The 18,090-nt window shown below is 45.2% G+C and carries 9 protein-coding genes; 7 read left to right on the top strand and 2 right to left on the bottom strand.

What is annotated here, in order from left to right; all coding sequences use genetic code 11:
* Window positions 1-38 precede the first annotated feature (38 nt).
* Window positions 39-4,202: a two-component regulator propeller domain-containing protein gene (locus ACKI5J_RS19450; RefSeq protein ID WP_407431533.1), complete on the top strand. Its 4,164-nt coding sequence runs from the start codon at window positions 39-41 to the stop codon at window positions 4,200-4,202.
* Between the two features lie 76 nt (window positions 4,203-4,278).
* On the opposite strand, the gene ACKI5J_RS19455 is transcribed toward ACKI5J_RS19450, so the two are convergent.
* Together ACKI5J_RS19455 and ACKI5J_RS19460 are read right to left on the bottom strand one after the other, a co-directional pair.
* Window positions 4,279-5,886, bottom strand: coding sequence for a RagB/SusD family nutrient uptake outer membrane protein (locus ACKI5J_RS19455; RefSeq protein WP_407431535.1), 1,608 nt, complete (start codon window positions 5,884-5,886; stop codon window positions 4,279-4,281).
* A 10-nt stretch (window positions 5,887-5,896) separates the two neighbouring features.
* Window positions 5,897-8,983 (bottom strand): SusC/RagA family TonB-linked outer membrane protein, encoded by a 3,087-nt coding sequence (locus ACKI5J_RS19460; protein WP_407431537.1) that lies wholly within the window; start codon window positions 8,981-8,983, stop codon window positions 5,897-5,899.
* Window positions 8,984-9,450: 467 nt separating this feature from the next.
* On the opposite strand from ACKI5J_RS19460, the gene ACKI5J_RS19465 reads away from it, so the two are divergent.
* The 6 genes from ACKI5J_RS19465 to ACKI5J_RS19490 all read left to right on the top strand — a co-directional run bounded on the left by ACKI5J_RS19465 (window position 9,451) and on the right by ACKI5J_RS19490 (window position 18,068).
* A complete protein-coding gene (locus ACKI5J_RS19465; RefSeq protein WP_407431539.1) occupies window positions 9,451-11,361 on the top strand; it encodes an alpha/beta hydrolase-fold protein in 1,911 nt (636 codons plus the stop codon).
* Between the two features lie 35 nt (window positions 11,362-11,396).
* The gene (locus ACKI5J_RS19470) at window positions 11,397-13,916 is read left to right on the top strand and encodes a glycosyl hydrolase family 95 catalytic domain-containing protein (protein WP_407431541.1); all 2,520 of its coding nucleotides are present in this window, start codon (window positions 11,397-11,399) and stop codon (window positions 13,914-13,916) included.
* A 61-nt stretch (window positions 13,917-13,977) separates the two neighbouring features.
* Window positions 13,978-14,832 carry a sialate O-acetylesterase gene (locus ACKI5J_RS19475; RefSeq protein WP_407431543.1) on the top strand — a complete coding sequence of 285 codons (855 nt, stop codon included), beginning with the start codon at window positions 13,978-13,980 and terminating at the stop codon, window positions 14,830-14,832.
* A gap of 54 nt (window positions 14,833-14,886) precedes the next feature.
* Window positions 14,887-16,233, top strand: coding sequence for a family 43 glycosylhydrolase (locus ACKI5J_RS19480; protein ID WP_407431545.1), 1,347 nt, complete (start codon window positions 14,887-14,889; stop codon window positions 16,231-16,233).
* Between the two features lie 67 nt (window positions 16,234-16,300).
* Entirely contained in the window at window positions 16,301-17,659 is a 1,359-nt protein-coding gene (locus tag ACKI5J_RS19485; RefSeq protein ID WP_407431547.1) for a glycoside hydrolase family 28 protein, read from the top strand.
* Window positions 17,660-17,774: 115 nt separating this feature from the next.
* The gene (locus ACKI5J_RS19490) at window positions 17,775-18,068 is read left to right on the top strand and encodes a hypothetical protein (protein WP_407431549.1); all 294 of its coding nucleotides are present in this window, start codon (window positions 17,775-17,777) and stop codon (window positions 18,066-18,068) included.
* Window positions 18,069-18,090: the final 22 nt, after the last annotated feature.

An 18,090-nucleotide genomic window follows, 5' to 3' on the forward strand; every position in this document is an offset into this window, starting at 1 on the left:
AACTTTATATAAACCAATTATATCGATAACACCTCTACATGTGGAATAAACTGTTTTTAAAAAGAACCAGCCTATTGGTCTTGGGTTTGATTTTATCTGTTCAACTGTTTGGGGAAAGACCGGATCTTAGCTTTACTACATTTACCTCCAGGGATGGTCTCTCCTCTAACACCGTGTTTGCCATACATAAAGACCGATTCGGTTTCCTTTGGATCGCAACAGAAGATGGTCTTAACCGTTTTGATGGTACAACCTTTAAGGTATACAGACATATAAATGGTAATGCGGTGTCGTTGCCCGCAAACCATGTTACATCCATGTTCGAAGATTCTGATGGTTCCTTGTGGATTGCAACTAACGGTGGCTCGGTCAGTATCTATGACCGGAACAGGGATGAATTTATCGAATTAAGCAAGTACAACCAATTAACTGTTGGAGTTGCAGCTAATTCAGTTTCTGAAGATGACAGGGGCAATATCTGGATTGCGTCTTACAGTGGTTTGTATGTGGTAGACCGGAAAACCCGCAAGATCAAAAGCATTTATCAATACAGCAACAAGCGGGGCAAATTGAATACAAATACCATCATTTCCGTATTCAGGGATTCCAGGAAGACGATGTGGGTTGGAACTGACGCAGGGTTATATCGTTACAATAGGACCAGCGATAGTTTTACCAGGCTTTTATATTCAGAAAATGGCCCTGCGACTCAATTTTCAGCCTTTGTCCTGTCCCTTAGTGAGGATAGAAATGGAAATATCCTTGTCGGGACTCAAGGAGGATTACATGTTCTCGGGCCGCAGGGGAAACGGATTAGAACGCTGAAAAAGGGTGATAATAACTCGACTGGAATTAGCAGCGATATTATTTATGCTGTGAAAGTCGCCCAAAATGGGCTTGTATGGCTAGGGACTGAGGAAGGATTAAACCTGGTTAGTATTGACAGCGGCCGGGTATATAAGTATCGTGCAAACCGCCGCGACGAAAATAGCCTGAAGGCGAAGTCAATACGGTCAATATGCTTCGATGAAAACGGGATCAGCTGGGTAGGTACCTTTCAGGGCGGCGTTAGTAAGTACGATCCCAACTTTACAAGATTTAAACGTGTTGAAAGTAATCCGTTCGATGCTGAAGGCCTGAGTGCCCCTGTAGTAACATCATTTGTTGATTATCCTGGCAAGGGCATTTTTGTGGGTACAGATGGTGGCGGAGTCGATATATTTAATCCGTTAAGCGGCAGTGTTTCGCATTTCTCTATTCTACCAGATATCCCTAACAGAAGAAATAATGCGTTGTCAGTATTGGCCCTCGAAATTACCAAAGATAAGAGGTTATGGGTCGGAACATTTTTGGACGGGGTACATGTTATTGATCTTGCGACTGGCAAGCGTAGGCATTATATTAAGGGTGATGGCCCTGGAGATCTTAACTTCAGTGATGTTTTTTGTATTCGTGAGGATAAAGATGGTTTTGTATGGATAGGCACGAATGGAGGAGGTATTAACCTCTATAATCCCACCACCGGCTATATGGAGAAGTTGCTGAACAATCCGCTGAATGCTGAAGACGTAAACCATCCTTCACACCCCGTTATCAGGGCACTCACAACCGATAGAGCCGGAAACATGTGGATAGGCTCTTTTGGAGGAGGTATATCCGTGTGGAACCCACTGACAAAGAAGTTTCGTTTCTATACAAGAGAGAAGAGTGGGTTGCCAACGAATTACATCACGACCATTCACGAGGATAAAAAGGGCAATGTCTGGGTCGGGACTTATGGTGGAGGACTTAGCCGGTTAGATCGGAGAACGAATCAATTTATTAGTTATTCAGAAAAAGATGGACTTGCAAACGACGCGGTTCAGAAGATTGTTGAAGATAAAAACGGGAAAATTTGGGTGAGCACCAATAACGGGATCAGTAGTTTCGACCCTGTAACTAAGGTATTTAAAAATTATACACATCATAACGGACTTCAGAACAGTCCGTTTGTACTCGGAGCAGGCATTTGTTTGCCTGACGGAACCGTGTTCTTTGGCGGTCAGGAAGGATTTAACTACTTCGATCCTTCAATGCTTAGAATGAATCGTAATGTTCCCTCTGTCGTTCTCACAGACTTAAGGGTGAACAACGCAGCGGTGACACCTTCAGAAGATGGACCTATAAAGCAATCAATATTGCTTTCCGAGCAAATAGATCTTAAGCATAAAGATAATTTTTCGCTTAGTTTCGTTGCCTTAAATTATACCATTTCCGAACAAAATAAGTATGAGTATCGTCTGAAAGGCGTTGATAGAGACTGGATTCAGGCGGGAAAGGAACATACTGCCTATTATACTAATCTCGACCCGGGAAAGTATATTTTCGAAGTCAGAGCCAGCAATAACGATGGTGTCTGGAACCGAGAGGGGCGCTCTGTAATTATCCACGTTTCTCCACCATTTTGGCGTACCGCCTATGCTTATCTGTTTTACATCGTTAGCATACTTGGTCTTATCTTTTGGATCCGACACCGTGGAATCAAAAGGTTAAAGGCGAAGTTCGCCCTGGAGAAAGAACGCATTGCAGCCAGGCAACTTATAGAACAGGAGCGTCGGCATGCTGAACACCTTCACCAGATGGATCTGATGAAAATCAAGTTTCTAACGAATCTAAGTCATGAATTTAGAACGCCATTATCTCTCATTGTAGGGCCTGTTGAAACACTGATTGAGAAAATTGAAGAGCCTGCGTATTTAAGTCAATTAAGCATGGTCAAACGTAACGGGCGCCGCCTGATGAATCTGGTTAATCAGTTGCTGGATTTTAGAAAGATGGAAGAGCAAGAGTTGCGGCTCCATCTTGCGGGAGGGGATATTGTTACCTTCATCAAGGATGTTGCTGACTCGTTCGGAGATGTTGCCGCGAGGAAAAATATATCGTTTACTTTCTCATCTGATATCGCGAATGCATTGGTGAGTTTCGATCATGATAAAATAGAAAGAATCCTGTTTAACCTTCTTTCAAACGCATTCAAATTTACTCAGGAAGGAGGTGATATAGCATTGAAAATATCAGCGTCCGAACTGGAGTCACCTGCGGGCAGGATGATGTTAAATATGACGGTATCTGATTCCGGGATCGGCGTTCCCACCGAAGCCCAGGATAAGATTTTTGAACGTTTCATCCAGCATGATCCTGGCACATCAGTCATTAATCAGGGAACCGGCATTGGTCTCTCTATCGTAAAAGAGTTTGTCAGAATGCATGGAGGAACCGTGGCGTTGGAAAGTGAGGTGGGAAGGGGAAGTAGCTTCCATGTTTCCATTCCGTTTACGTTACTGGATCCGGGTCTCGGACCCATTCATGAGAAGCGGTCTCCATCGAACAGGTCATTGGAAGAATCGGACACCATTCATCAAGAAGACAAGCAGCGGTCTCCGGAGGCCGGTACCTCCGTGCTTATCATTGAAGACGATGATGATTTCCGATTCTATATCAAGGACAACCTTAAATTGTTATATAAAATTCATGAGGCAGCCAACGGAAAGGAAGGTTGGCAAAGAGCCTTGTCGCTGCATCCCGATATTATAGTGTGCGATGTTAATATGCCGGAGATGAATGGTATTGAGCTCAGCCGAAAGATAAAATCAGATAAGAGAACGAGCCATATTCCCGTTATTCTCTTGACAGCTTCAACCGGTGAAGATGAGCAGATCAGAGGGCTTGAGTCTGGAGCAAATGATTACATGACCAAGCCATTCAATTTTGCTGTCTTGAACGCTAAGTTGAAAAACCTCCTTACTTTGAACCAGAAATTAAAGGAAACATATGTGAAGCAGGTTAGGGTGTCGTCAACAATTGCTGAAATAGAGTCTGAGAACGAGAAACTCATTAAAAAGGTCCTTTTATATATCGAAGAGAATCTCAATAATCCACAGCTTTCGGTCGAAGCAATGGCTCGTAATCTTTCGATGAGCAGAGCATCGCTATACAATAAGATCCTGGAAACAACCGGTATGAGTCCGGTCGAATTCATCCGGTCTGTTAAGCTCGAAAAGGCAATTGTTTTGTTGGAGCAGAGTGATCTTTCAATCGCACAAATTGCTTACCATGTAGGGTTTTCCACGCCGAATTATTTTGCCAGGTCTTTTAAGGCTAAATATAATATGGTGCCCTCTGAGTATTTAGCCAATCGAAGAAAGATGCAGCCGACAGAGTGAGCAAGCATGACAGTGGTGAAAAAGAAAGGAGAGTGCAACGCACGCTCCTTTCTTTTGTTTATTGTCTAATCCAAATCTAATTATTCATCGCATTGCCTACCAAATTCTTGTTATTATCCAGTTCGGATTGAGGGAATGGATAGTATGTGGCCCTCTCGGTCCAACCTAACCTCTTTAAAGGCTCCAGCCATTGAGGGTCTGCACTTCCCCAACGAAGCAAGTCGAAATAACGAAGATATTCACCGGTAAACTCTACATAACGCTCATGGGCAATAATATTCTTAATAGTATTTAACCTCACCCCGTTAATTGTCGTGTCTTTTGCCAGCAGGCCGTCGACATTGGGAATCGTACCTCGTGAGCGCTGATACCATAGATGAGGCTGCTCTGTCGGGACGACGTTATTTGCCCGGTTTCTTACCAAATCAATGTACGTTTTCGCACCACTAACATCGCCTCTCTCGTTCAGGCATTCTGCGTACATCAGGTAAACGTCTGAGTATCTTAACAGGCGGTCGTTATTGCCATTGTCAAAATCGGGAATTTGTACATCCGGACAATATTTTCTGGTGCCAAAGAGGTCTTTGTTGGTAGCCAGGTTTTTAATCCAGTCCTGGTAGTTTGTCACTTTGCCATCCAGCTGGGTAAAATAAGCTCCATTTTCACACCATAGAGTCATAAACTTTCTTGGATCTCCCGGTTCAAACTCATCATTGGTTTTCTTGTTCGGTGCAAGGTTCCACCAGGCGCCACCAGTTCCATCAAACATGCCAATTTCCTGCCAGCGCCAGGAGCTGGATATATCGTCTCCTAACCAACCTGGACCGTTGTGCATCTGGACTTCAAATACAGACTCCGGGTTGTTCTCAGTTGTTTCCAAGAAGTTATCCCTGAAATGATCAACCAGCCTGTACTCGTTACTCTCAATGACTTTCCTGAGCTCTGCTTCTGCGCTGGCGAAATCAGCGCGCTGGCCACTTTCCAGAATCGGACGGTACATATACGCTCTCGCGAGGTAGGCCTGTGCAGCCCCTTTCGTAGCCCTTCCTATTTGGGCTGAGTTGGCATAAAGTGCACTTCTGACTGGCAGAAGTTCTGCTGCTTTGGCAAAGTCGCTTATGATCAGCGCATAAACCTGGCCTTTGGTTGAATTGCCGGGATAATAGTCTGCATCCGACGAAATAGATTTGTCTATCAGCGGAACGGTCTCACCGAACATCGCGGCAAGATGCATGTAATGAAGAGCTCTCAAGAAGTGCGCTTCGCCTAACAGTCTGTTCTTACGCTGATCATCAATAGTGCCTGTGAAATTTGTTATCCTATCAATTGCCAGGTTAGATGCAGAAACACCATTCCAGAGATCTTTCCATGTTCCGGATGCCATTCCATCACTCGCAGGGGTATTGTAGGTATCCTGATACATCGGTTCCCATTTGAATGTATGATCAAAGTCATCACCAGGTGCAAGAAGTTCATAATATAAAGACCGGCCATAACCGCCCTGAACTCGTCCAACTAACGCTTGATAAGCCGGAATAACTGATGCCTCAAGCTGGTCAGCGGTTTGGTAATAGGTATCCGTAGAAAGCTCTTGCGGATTAACCAGTTCCAAATCGGGCTTACAACCTGACGACAGCGCCAGGGTAAGCGATGTTATATATGCAATTTTTGCTACGTTTTTCATCTTTAGTCAATTAAAATGTGAACTGTGCTCCCAAGAAAAATTCTTTAGAATTAGGAAAAGTACGTCCCCAGGGTCTTTGTGCATCGATACCTCTGCTCAGGTTATATCTCGCATCATCTGATCCAACTTCTGGATCGTATCCTGAGTACTTGGTAAATGTTAACAGGTTTTTAGCTCCCACATAGATGCGCAGGCGATCAACTTTCAGCCTTCTGGTAACGTCTTCCGGAAGGGAGTAACCCAGGTTTAGTGACTTCAGTCTCAGATAAGAACCGTCCTCAATGAAGCGGCTTGACGCACGAAGGTTTTGATTCGGATCGCCAAGTATCGCTCTCGGAACATTGGTGTTGACATTCTTAGGATAAACGGTTTTTACACCGGATGCCGGGTTGGTGAAAACAACCTCTTCAGCCCTGTAACGATCAAGTGTCGTTGCGAAGTTGTTATAATAGTGATACATCCCTTCACCCCAATATTTGCTGTTGTTATAAATTTCGTTGCCCTGAACACCCTGCCATATCATAGAGAAATCCAAAGTTCCAAACCTGGCTGCATAGCTTGCGTCGAAATTGAAGCCGTAGCTGAAGTCAGGAATCGGACTGCCGATAAAGGCTTTATCACGATCATTCAAAACATTATCACCGTTTAAGTCACTGAATCTGATGTCGCCTAAACCAGCCCGGGGGGCAAACGCGATGTCTTGCTGCAGCTGCTCCTGAGTGGTATAAAGTCCGTTGGTAACGTATCCCCAGAACTCTCCGATGGATTGACCAACTGCTGTTCTGGTGACATTTTCCCCGCCAGGGTTCACATTACCAAACAAGATTTCGTTATCATTTCCCAGGCTTAACACTTTATTGTCTACCAGCGAAAAGTTCGCAGAGGCAGAATAGCTGAAGTTTCGAATCGTATTCCTGTAGGTTGCAAGCATATCCCAACCCCGGTTTCTCAGACTTCCTGAATTTAACACCGGGAAGTTGTCAATGTAACCGGCTACGTAAGATATAGGAACGTTAACCAGCATGTCTTCCGTTTTTTTGTCATAGTAATCCACGGTAAGGGATAACCTATTGCCGAACATGGAAAGGTCTACACCCAGGTCCGTTGAATATTGACTCTCCCATTTAACGTTCGGATTAGAGGGGGTAAGTGGAAGTGCTCCTGTTACCATTACATCGTTCAGGTAATACCACACGTGATCAAAGCTCACTGTTCTCTGATATTGATACTGGGCTATGTCTGAATTTCCAAGTAAACCATAACTACCTCTCAGCTTCAAGTCATTGATGAAGGAAACATCTTTCATGAAGTTTTCCTGACTTACCCGCCAACCAGCAGAGATGGAAGGGAAGTTACCGTATCTGTGGGCCTTACTAAAGTTTGCCGATCCGTCCCGGCGGAAGTTTAGCGTCATCAGATATTTACTGTCGTAACTATAGTTAAGGCGTCCAAGCATGGAATACATGGCAAACTGCCCGATGCCTGATCCTACTATTCTCGATGAAGACATGGTACTCAACCCAAGGATCAGTAAGTCTGGACTTGGCAGAGCCCTGGCACCCGCGTTGACTGATTTGAATCGCGACTCTTCGGAAGTGATACCAGCTAACGCACTGAAGTTATGCTTGCCTACGCTTTTGTCATATGACAAAGTATGCTCGAAAAGCCACCTGTTGTTCTGGTTACTTGATATGTTCAGCTCATCCGGGTCATGGTTCTGATACTGACCTACAGAGTATGCGGAGATATAGCCCTGATTTCTGGACCGGTTCAAGTCCAGTCCCAGATTGAACTTGTATTTAAGACCAGGTATAAACTCATAAGATGCCCAAATGTTACCATTAGCGAAAAAGGTTTCGTTGTTGTTCTCATTAAGGTAGGCATTTGCCAAAGCACTCGCCACGTCGGTTCCGTTTCCAGCGCCGGCGAAACCCGTTGTACTGTTGGGATCATAAAGCGGTAACGTAGAAGACCATCTCTGCGCGTCGATAAGATTTTTGTCACTCCATGTCCGGCTGTTAAAACTTAACAAAACGGTTTCTCCAACTTTCAGTTTACCCTTTGTGAAATCTGAAATGAACTGTGTGCCATAGGATTTCGAGTTGTCACGAATCAGGATAGGCTTATCCGTTGAATAGATGCCGTTGATGCGGAAGTTAGCATTTTCACTGCCCCCGCTTAGAGATAGATTGTGTTTCTGGTAGGATCCGGTCCGTAGTAAGGCATCAACCATGTTATATCCCTCGCCGATGTTGGCAGGATTAGATAAGGCAGGAAGGTAATCTGTTCTTGATGGATTCTGATTGTACATTTCTTCGTTAATCAACTCCGCCAGCTGCTGCCCGTTAAGTGTTTCCACATTATTCGCGATAGTCTTTGTGCCGCCATACCCGAAATAGTCAATTTTTACAGGTCCTGATGTACCGCGTTTTGTGGTGATCAGAATAACACCATTGGCTCCGCGGGATCCATAAATAGCACTGGAAGCTGCGTCTTTCAAAATCTGGATACTTGCAATATTATTGTCGTCTGGTACTGCGCCGCCGATCATCCCGTCCACAACATATAACGGATCAGTATTATTAATCGACCCTACACCCCTGATACGTATCGTTCCGGCATTTACCTGCACTCCCGGAACAGTACTTTGCAGGGCAGCTTGAAAGCCACCCGGTACTTTCAAGAGGTCTTTCGTGTCTACTGTAGCAATTGAAGAAGTAAGATCGACCTTTTTCTGAGTACCGTAGCCGATAACCACTACCTCATCGAGGGCCCGTTGGTCTGCTTTTAATGCAACATTGATGACATTCCTGCCCCTGACCGGAATCTCCTGACTCGTGAAGCCAATGCTGGTAAATTCAAGAGTAGCTGTAGAGGGCGATGAAAGTCGGTACCTTCCCTCTGCGTCAGTCATCGTACCGACCGATGTTCCTTTAACCTTTACACTGACTCCAGGCAGTACACCCGATGTGTCGCTTACGGTTCCGCTAACGGTAATTTGGTTCCCCTGTGCCATGGTTCGACAGGGGTATAGCATAGATAATATGGCTATAATGAATGCTATAAAAGCTCCTGAGCTTGGTTTTAGTTTTAGCATATTGTTTGAGTTGAGGGTTGATTGTTTTTGATTAGTTTGTTGTTGCCTGAGGCTAATAGGAGCGTTCATCCGTCACGGATCGTGACAGCGCTGTTAAGAAAATGGGAGTTCTGAGTTACGGCGCTTGACGTTAAAAACAGGTACCTTTTCTCGCACGCAAGTTGAATAGGTTTCATGTATGATTGGTTAGTTCAATGTGCTAGGCTATATGTAGTTACATCGACGAGTTAGTACAGAGCTAAATTATTTAAGTGGGTAGCGTTTCAATGATCTTCTTGTCCAAAAGAATAGGATAAATGTCTATCGCCGATGAGTGGTATATAAAAGGATAAAATAGGGGAGTTTGGACAAATCTGCTATTTTTTTAATGATTCTTATACCATGCGAGCCCTTCCATAGCTTAGTTTTGAGATTTACTGATTTTCAGCGAAAGCCAACTGACCCTAAATTGTAAACCGATACCTGTTATGAAGTATATTTTTTTTTCTTTAGCACTCCTATTTGTGTCTGGAGCGTCTTTGTCCCAAACGGATGCTCAACCCGCACCGATAGGTTTCGATTCTTTGCGTGTTGACATTCCACGCGGGAAGATCGATACTCTTTCCTACACATCAAAAACGGTTGGCTCTGTCCGGAAAGCGCTGGTTTACACGCCTCCTGGCTTTTCAAAGAATAAAAAATATCCGGTGCTTTATCTCCTCCACGGAATCGGTGGTGATGAAAAAGAATGGTTAAATAACGGCCAGCCTCAGGTCATCCTGGATAATCTGTATTCGCAGAAAAAACTGCAACCGATGATTGTAGTGCTTCCAAACGGGAGGGCGATGAAAAACGATCGGGCAGTTGGCAATATTATGGACAGTGAGAAGGTTCAGGCATTCGCTACATTCGAAAAGGACCTGCTCCATGATCTTATACCTTTTGTCGAAAAAAAGTACCCGGTTATCAAAAACAGAGAAAGCCGTGCAATTGCCGGCCTGTCTATGGGTGGAGGGCAGTCTTTGAACTTTGGTCTTGGAAATCTGGATAAGTTCGCCTGGGTTGGCGGTTTCTCCTCTGCACCAAACACAAAGCCCCCTCAACTGCTTGTTCCAAATCCGGAAGAAGCAAGAAGGCGTCTGAAATTACTATGGATATCATGCGGCGACAACGACAATCTCATTTCGTTCAGCAAACGTACCCATGACTATCTCAGGAAAGAGAAAGTCCCTCACATATTTTATATTGAACCCGGCAATCACGATTTTAAAGTTTGGAAAAACGATCTGTACATGTTTTCTCAGCTTCTTTTCAAACCGGTGGATCAAGCTTCTTTCTCCAAATACACAGCGCTCGGCTTCCCTGCCGCTACAAACATAAGATCTGCCAAATATCCACAGATACTACCCAACAGCCGCGTGATATTTAAAATAAAGGCTCCCGAAGCCCAAAGGGTACAGATCGATCTAGGCAAGAAATATGACATGACAAAAGGCAATGATGGATTTTGGCAGGTTACTACTGATTCAATGGGAGAAGGCTTTCATTATTATTCTCTGCTGGTGGATGGTGTTGCCGTTGCCGATCCGGCCAGCGAAACCTTCTATGGAATGGGACGGATGGCCAGCGGAATAGAGATTCCTTTCGATGGGGGCGACTATTATGCAGAGAAAGATGTACCGCACGGTGAGGTTAGGATAAAGCGATATTTCTCCCGGGTTTCTAACTCCTGGCGCCGCGCTTTCATATACACGCCTCCAGGTTACCATGAAAATACCACTGAAAAATATCCTGTTTTGTATTTACTTCATGGAGGAGGTGAAGACGAAAGAGGCTGGTCAACCCAAGGTAAAACAGACTTGATTATGGATAACCTGATTGCAGATAATAAAGCCAGGCCAATGCTGATTATCATGATGGACGGAAATGTTGGTCAGGGCGCGTTCGGCGAACAGTCGCTGCGTGCCTTCGAGAGCGAACTGAAAGGACTTATTCCGTTTATAGAAAGTAACTATAAGGCAGATCCAAAGCCTTCCCGAAGAGCTTTGGCCGGCTTGTCGATGGGAGGACTTCAAACACTCTATGCAGGCATCAGGAATTCTGATATGTTTTCTTATTTAGGAGTGTTTAGTTCCGGATGGTTTTCGGGGCGTAATGAACTCGCTGGTCCGCAGTACGAATTTATACGGGAGAACCAGTCGCGTATCAACAGTAATCTAAAAGCTCTCTGGATAGCCATGGGGGGAAAGGAGGATATAGCCTACGAGAACTGCAAGGAGATGATGTCCAAATTTGATGCGCTGAATCTTAAATACACGTATACAGAATATCCGGGAGGACATACATGGCCCGTGTGGCGTAATAATCTCTATAACTTTTCCCAGGTGCTGTTTAAATAGGCGCTGGAAGGATTCATGCATTATTTTGAACCCCTATGTACTTTCACAGACAAGCTAAAAATTACTCCCTGACATTAATAGGATTCTTCTCCATTTTCATCGCAACACCTGGAGCAAAAGCTGACGAACCCTCGTCACTCTCACAGCCTTCCATGAAATTATGGTATAATAAGCCTTCTGGCAAGGTGTGGGAAAGCGCATTGCCCGTTGGGAACGGCAGACTAGGCGCTATGGTGTATGGAAACGTACAGACTGAAACCATACAGTTAAACGAGCATACCCTTTGGAGCGGTAGTCCCAACCGCAACGATAATCTGCTGGCGCTAGACTCTTTGGAAGTGATCCGCAAATTGATCTTCGAAGGAAAACAAAAGCAGGCAGAAAACCTGGCCAACAAGGTCCTGATCAGTAAGCAATCTCATGGACAAATCTTCGGACCCGCCGGCGAAGTGCATTTGTCTTTCCCCGGCCATGATCATTATACCCATTACTACAGGGAACTTGATCTTGAACGGGCTGTGGCCAAAACATCCTATACGGTCGGGGGCGTCACCTATACCAGGGAGGTAATTGCCTCTCTTTCAGAGCGGATAATAGCGGTTCGATTGACAGCCAGCCGTCCACGAAGCATTTCGTTCACTGCCTCGTTTTCATCACCTCAACCCAATGTAGAGGTCAAAACCCTGCATTCCAGGCAGCTCACCTTCGCCGGTACAACGATCGATCATGAAGGAGTTAAGGGTATGGTCAGATACAAGGGAATCGCTCAAATTAATCCGGAGGGAGGAGAGATATTTTCGGCCGACACTTCCATTACGGTCAGAAACGCCAATGCGGTAACGATTTACATATCCGTGGCTACAAATTTCAACCACTATAACGACATCACCGGTGATGAAAGCAATCGGGCCGCCGTATACCTGAACAGGGCCGCCCGAAAGCCATTCTCGAAAATCATCAGGGATCATGTATCTGCCTACCAGCAATATTTTAACCGGGTGAAAATAAATCTCGGAATGACCGAGCCTTCAGCAGCAAAGCTTCCAACCAATGAGCGGTTGAAGAATTTCAGTTCGACCAATGATCCCGAGTTTGCTGCTTTGTATTACCAGTTCGGCCGGTATCTCCTGATCTCGTCGTCCCAACCGGGCGGTCAGCCCGCAAATCTGCAGGGAATCTGGAATGGAAGCCTGCGCCCTGCATGGGACAGCAAATACACCATCAATATAAATGCTCAGATGAACTATTGGCCAGCCGAGAAAACCAATCTTTCTGAACTGCATGAGCCGTTTTTGAAGATGGTGAAAGAGCTTGCCGCTACAGGTAGAAAAACGGCCGCAGATATGTACGGGGCACGTGGATGGGTTGCACATCACAATACGGATATCTGGCGTATTACGGGCGCTGTAGACGGCGCATTCTGGGGCGCATGGACCAACGGCGGGGGCTGGACGAGTCAGCATTTATGGGAGCATTATTTGTATACCGGAGATGTCGCCTTTCTCCAAACGGCTTATCCTATCTTGAAAGGTGCCGCCCTGTTCTATATCGACTATTTAATGGAACACCCCAGGCTTGGTTACCTGGTTGCCAATCCGGATGAGTCTCCTGAAAATGCCCCTGCGGCACACCAGGGCTCATCTCTGGATGCAGGAGTGACAATGACGAACCAGATTATTTTCGATGTGTTCAGCTCTACCATCCGGGCAGCTGAACTGTTGAAAAAAGACCAGGCATTTATGGATACACTGGTTCACACGAGAAACCGCCTTGCACCAATGCATATCGGGCAGCATGCGCAAATTCAGGAATGGTTAGACGATATTGATGACCCTAATGATAATCATAGACATATATCGCATTTATATGGACTGTTTCCCTCTAATCAAATTTCAGCCTATCGCACCCCCGACTTGTTTTCGGCCGCGAAGACGACACTCATTCATCGAGGCGACCTCTCCACAGGCTGGAGTATGGGATGGAAAGTCAACTGGTGGGCCAGATTGCAGGATGGAAATCATGCATACAAGCTTATTCAAAATCAGTTAACGCCTGTGGGCGTAAACAGAGGGGGTGGCGGCACCTATGACAACCTGTTTGATGCCCATCCTCCATTTCAAATTGATGGCAACTTTGGATGCGTGTCCGGTATTACCGAAATGTTAATGCAAAGTGCGGATGGTGCTGTTCATCTTCTTCCGGCCGTTCCTGATGTTTGGCGGGCTTCCGGTTCGATCGGTGGGATAAAGGCTATCGGGGGATTCGAAATAGTAGAATTGAAATGGAAGGATGCTCAATTAGTCAAGGTGGTAGTGAAATCACACCTTGGAGGTAATCTCCGGCTTAGGGTGCCAAACGCTATTGAACTTTCAGAAGCATCTATGGTCGAAGCGACAGGAGAAAATCCCAATCCATTTTATAAAATAGCTGGAACTCTTAAGCCTGTGGTATCCGCGAAAGCCAGAATCAGCCCTGTCGAAACGCGTGAAACCCTGCTCTTCGACGTTGCTACCCAAGCCGGTAAAACCTACACCTTTCAACAGCAGATGCCATAGTCAACCATAGTAGTATTACAACAGAGAAACATTGAACTAAAAAAACTAATCAAACCACAGTATGAACTACAAAGGAATTCTCAAAAGATTGTATGTTGCCCTTCCGCTTGCGTTTGCCAGCCTTCAGGCTTTCTCCCAAGATCCCAATTTTTATGTGTTTTTGTGCTTGGGCCAATCAAATATGGAAGGGAGCGCCAGGTTTGAAGCGAAAGATACGGTAGTTAGCGATCGTTTTCAGGTGATGGGGGCGGTAGACTGTCCCGAATTGAACAGAACCAGGGGTAACTGGTATAAAGCCGTGCCCCCATTGACCCGCTGTAAAACAGGCTTAACACCGGTAGACTATTTTGGTCGCACGTTGATAGAAAACCTACCGGAGAATGTCAAAGTCGGGGTCATCAATGTGGCAGTAGGCGGGTGCAAAATTGAGTTGTTTGATCGTGATGGCTATCAGAGTTATCTTTCAGACGCTCCGGGCTGGCTTCTGAATATCGTCAAGGAATATGATGGTAATCCGTATGGTCGCCTATTAGAGCTAGCCAGACTGGCACAACAGAGAGGGGTTATTAAGGGAGTGCTGCTTCATCAGGGCGAATCCAACACAAACGACAGCAAATGGCCGCAGAAGGTTAAAGCTGTCTATGACAACCTGATGGACGACCTGAATCTTAAGCCGGATGCTGTCCCTCTTTTAGCGGGCGAAGTGGTGCATGCGGATCAGGGGGGCATTTGCGCCAGTATGAATAATATCATAGCTGGGTTGCCCACAGTTATTCCTAATTCGTATGTAATATCATCCCAGGGATGTGAGGACGCCGCCGACAATCTGCATTTTACGGCAGAAGGCTATAGAGAACTAGGAAAGCGTTATGGCACGAAGATGCTTTCGCTTTTAGGCATTACAAAATCGAAATAGTCCGGCCGGTTTCAACAGATATCCATTTTTTCAACTCCCATACAACACCTATATATGTGTAAATTAAAGCTCCGGATGATCCTCGCAATAGCCATTAGCTTAGTCGCTAATGACCTTATTGCTCAAAATCCCATCATCACTGATCAGTATTCTGCAGACCCCACTGCTCGTGTGTTTGAAAACAGAGTATACGTCTACCCGTCCCATGATATCCCCCCGTCGCCCGGGAAAGGAAGGCCCAACTGGTTTTTAATGGAAGACTACCACGTGTTTTCTTCGGATAATTTAGTTGACTGGCAAGATCATGGAATGATCGTTCATCAAAATAAAGTCCCCTGGGTGAAGCCCGAGAGCTACAGCATGTGGGCTCCTGACTGCATATATAGAAACGGGAAATACTACTTTTACTTTCCAAGTGTTCCCTCCGACACCACGGGCGGCAGGGGTTTTAGAATTGGAGTGGCTATTTCAGATAAACCCTCCGGACCCTTTATTCCTCAACCAACCGCAATTAAGGGCGTCAACGGCATCGATCCGAATGTTTTTATTGATAAAGACGGTCAGGCGTATCTCTATTGGTCCCAAGGTCATATATATGGAGCGAAGCTGAAAGAGAATATGCTCGAACTTGCGTCGGATCCGGTCATACTTCAAGAGCTGCCAACAAAGGGTTTAAAGGAAGGGCCATTTCTGTTTGAGCGGAATGGAATCTACTACATGACTTATCCGCACGTTGAAAACAAAACAGAGAGACTTGAATATGCCATAGGCAGTAGTCCGCTCGGTCCATTCAAATTCACAGGCGTTATCATGGACGAATCACCTGACGGATGCTGGACTAACCACCATTCCCTTTTGCACTTTAAAGATCAATGGTATTTATTTTATCATCACAATGACCTGTCGCCTCAATTTGATAAGAACCGTTCTGTCCGAATAGATAGCTTGTTCTTTGAACCTGATGGTAAGATCAGGAAAGTGCTGCCAACCTTACGGGGGGTAGGTGTTAGCAACGCTTTTAAAAAAATACAGATAGACCGTTACAGTATGATTAGCGAAAGAGGGGTGTCTGCCCTGTTTCTGGATACCACGGACAGGTTTAAAGGCTGGAAAGCCCAATTCTCGTCCCCTGGCGCATGGCTGCAGTATACGCATGTTGATTTCGGAAAAAGTACGCCTAAAAAAGTTATAGTCAAGCTTTCGTCAAAACGGGGGGGTACACTGCAACTGCGTACCGGCTCGCGTTCCGGGCCCCTGATGTCAGAGATCGTGGTTCCAAAAGATACTTCCTGGAAAATGGTGCAATCCGAAGTAAAGCTGCCGCAAACAGGTCTTAAGCATCTGTTTGTTAGTCTGAAAGGGGAAGGGGATGTCGGTGTTGATTGGCTGCAATTTGAATAATTCCGGTTCAGTATTGTGCTAATCAAGAACAAACATCTTACCTTAGTTCTTGCTATTTGTAAGAATTATGAAAAGATGTTTGTTCCTTTTATTTGTTTCTGTTTACTTTATTTCCTGTAACCGCTCTCCTGAGAAAGTACTTTCGAGAGAGGAAAAAATCGAAAATGTTCTTAAGAGCATTGTGCCACCCCCGATCTCAGACAATATCCTCTTGATTACAGACTTTGGAGCGGTGGGCGATTCGCTCACCGATAGTAAACCTGCATTTGATAAAGCCATCCAGGCCTGCAAAGAACAAAAGGGCGGAAAGATAGTGGTGCCGGCGGGAATATATATCTTAAATGGACCTATTCATCTAACAGATAACCTTTGTATTGATTTACAGAAGGGATCAAAACTGGTGTTCGGAACGAACCCTGCAGACTACCTGCCAGCAGTGTTGACGAGTTGGGAGGGAACGTTTCTTTATAATTACAGTCCGCTTATATATGGATATCAGCTGGAGAACGTTGCAATAATCGGTGAAGGAGTAATCGACGGCAATGGACGGGATTCATTCAGTAAATGGGCCGAAAACCAAAAAGAAAGTCAGCTTCTTAGCCGGAAGATGAACAAAGAAAATACGCCTCTGAAAGATCGTATGTTCGGCGAAGGCCACTTCCTGCGTCCGCAGCTTATCCAGTTTTTTGAATGTAAAAACGTCCTTATCGAGGACGTTACGATTAAAAACTCGCCATTCTGGTGTGTGCATATTCTGAAGTCGGAAAATGTGACCGCACGTAGGGTTAAGTTCGATGCTTTCAATAGAAATAATGACGGTTTTGATCCGGAGTACTCAAAGAATGTGCTGATTGAAGATATAGACTTCAATAATGCTGACGACAACGTCGCCATAAAGGCAGGGCGCGATCATGAGGGGAGGAGAACCGGTATCATGTCAGAGAATATTATTATCCGAAACTGCAGGTTTAAAGGCTTGCATGGGGTAGTAATAGGCAGTGAAATGTCGGCGGGAGTACAGAATGTATTTGTTGAGAATTGCACCTTCGGTGGTTATTGTAAGCGTGGTATTTATCTAAAATCCAATCCCGACCGCGGTGGCTTCATTCGCGATATTTACGTAAATAATGTAACCTTCGGTGAAGTGGAAGATTGTTTCTTCATCACCTCCTACTATCATGGCGAGGGAAAGGGATTTGAAACGGATATCAGTAATGTGTTTGTAGAAAATGTCAAATGCCAGAAGGCCACCAATGCAGGTGTCGTCATCCAGGGATACCCGTCTAAGAAAGTGAGGGATATTTATTTTTCTAACGTGACGATCGACTCCGCTGCCACGGGCGTCAGTCTCAGTAATGCCGATAACATTGTTTTTAACGATGTCATCATCGGAACAGAGGTCAAGGTGCCTTCCCACGCCAAATAGGGTCTTCTCGATATCGGGTATTTCTTTCATCACCCTCGGTTTATACGCGATCTATAATCAATAAAAACTCCATATTTTATGCGGTGTTATCATTTGGTAAATAACATTAAAAGCCATGGAGAACAATCATAACAACCCCCAAAGGAGCGCTGAACAGACAGACAAAAGTCAGAACGTCATCACTAACAACCCATCAGACCAGAGGCCTGACGAGCAGGAGCAGAATGATACCGGGTTTTCAGGAACAACAAATGCAGTCAGTCAAAACCATCAGACGTCTGACGAATACAAACCAGCAGTTGAAGATACCATGATCGGGTATGATGGGGATGAGACTGAACTTGATATGGATATGGGAGACGGAAACGTCAATACAGATAATACGCGCGGTATCGACGATAATGATTAAATAATCAGCCGCCGTTTGCGGC

It is taken from the genome of Arcticibacter sp., assembly GCF_045629565.1.
GTDB lineage: Bacteria > Bacteroidota > Bacteroidia > Sphingobacteriales > Sphingobacteriaceae > Arcticibacter.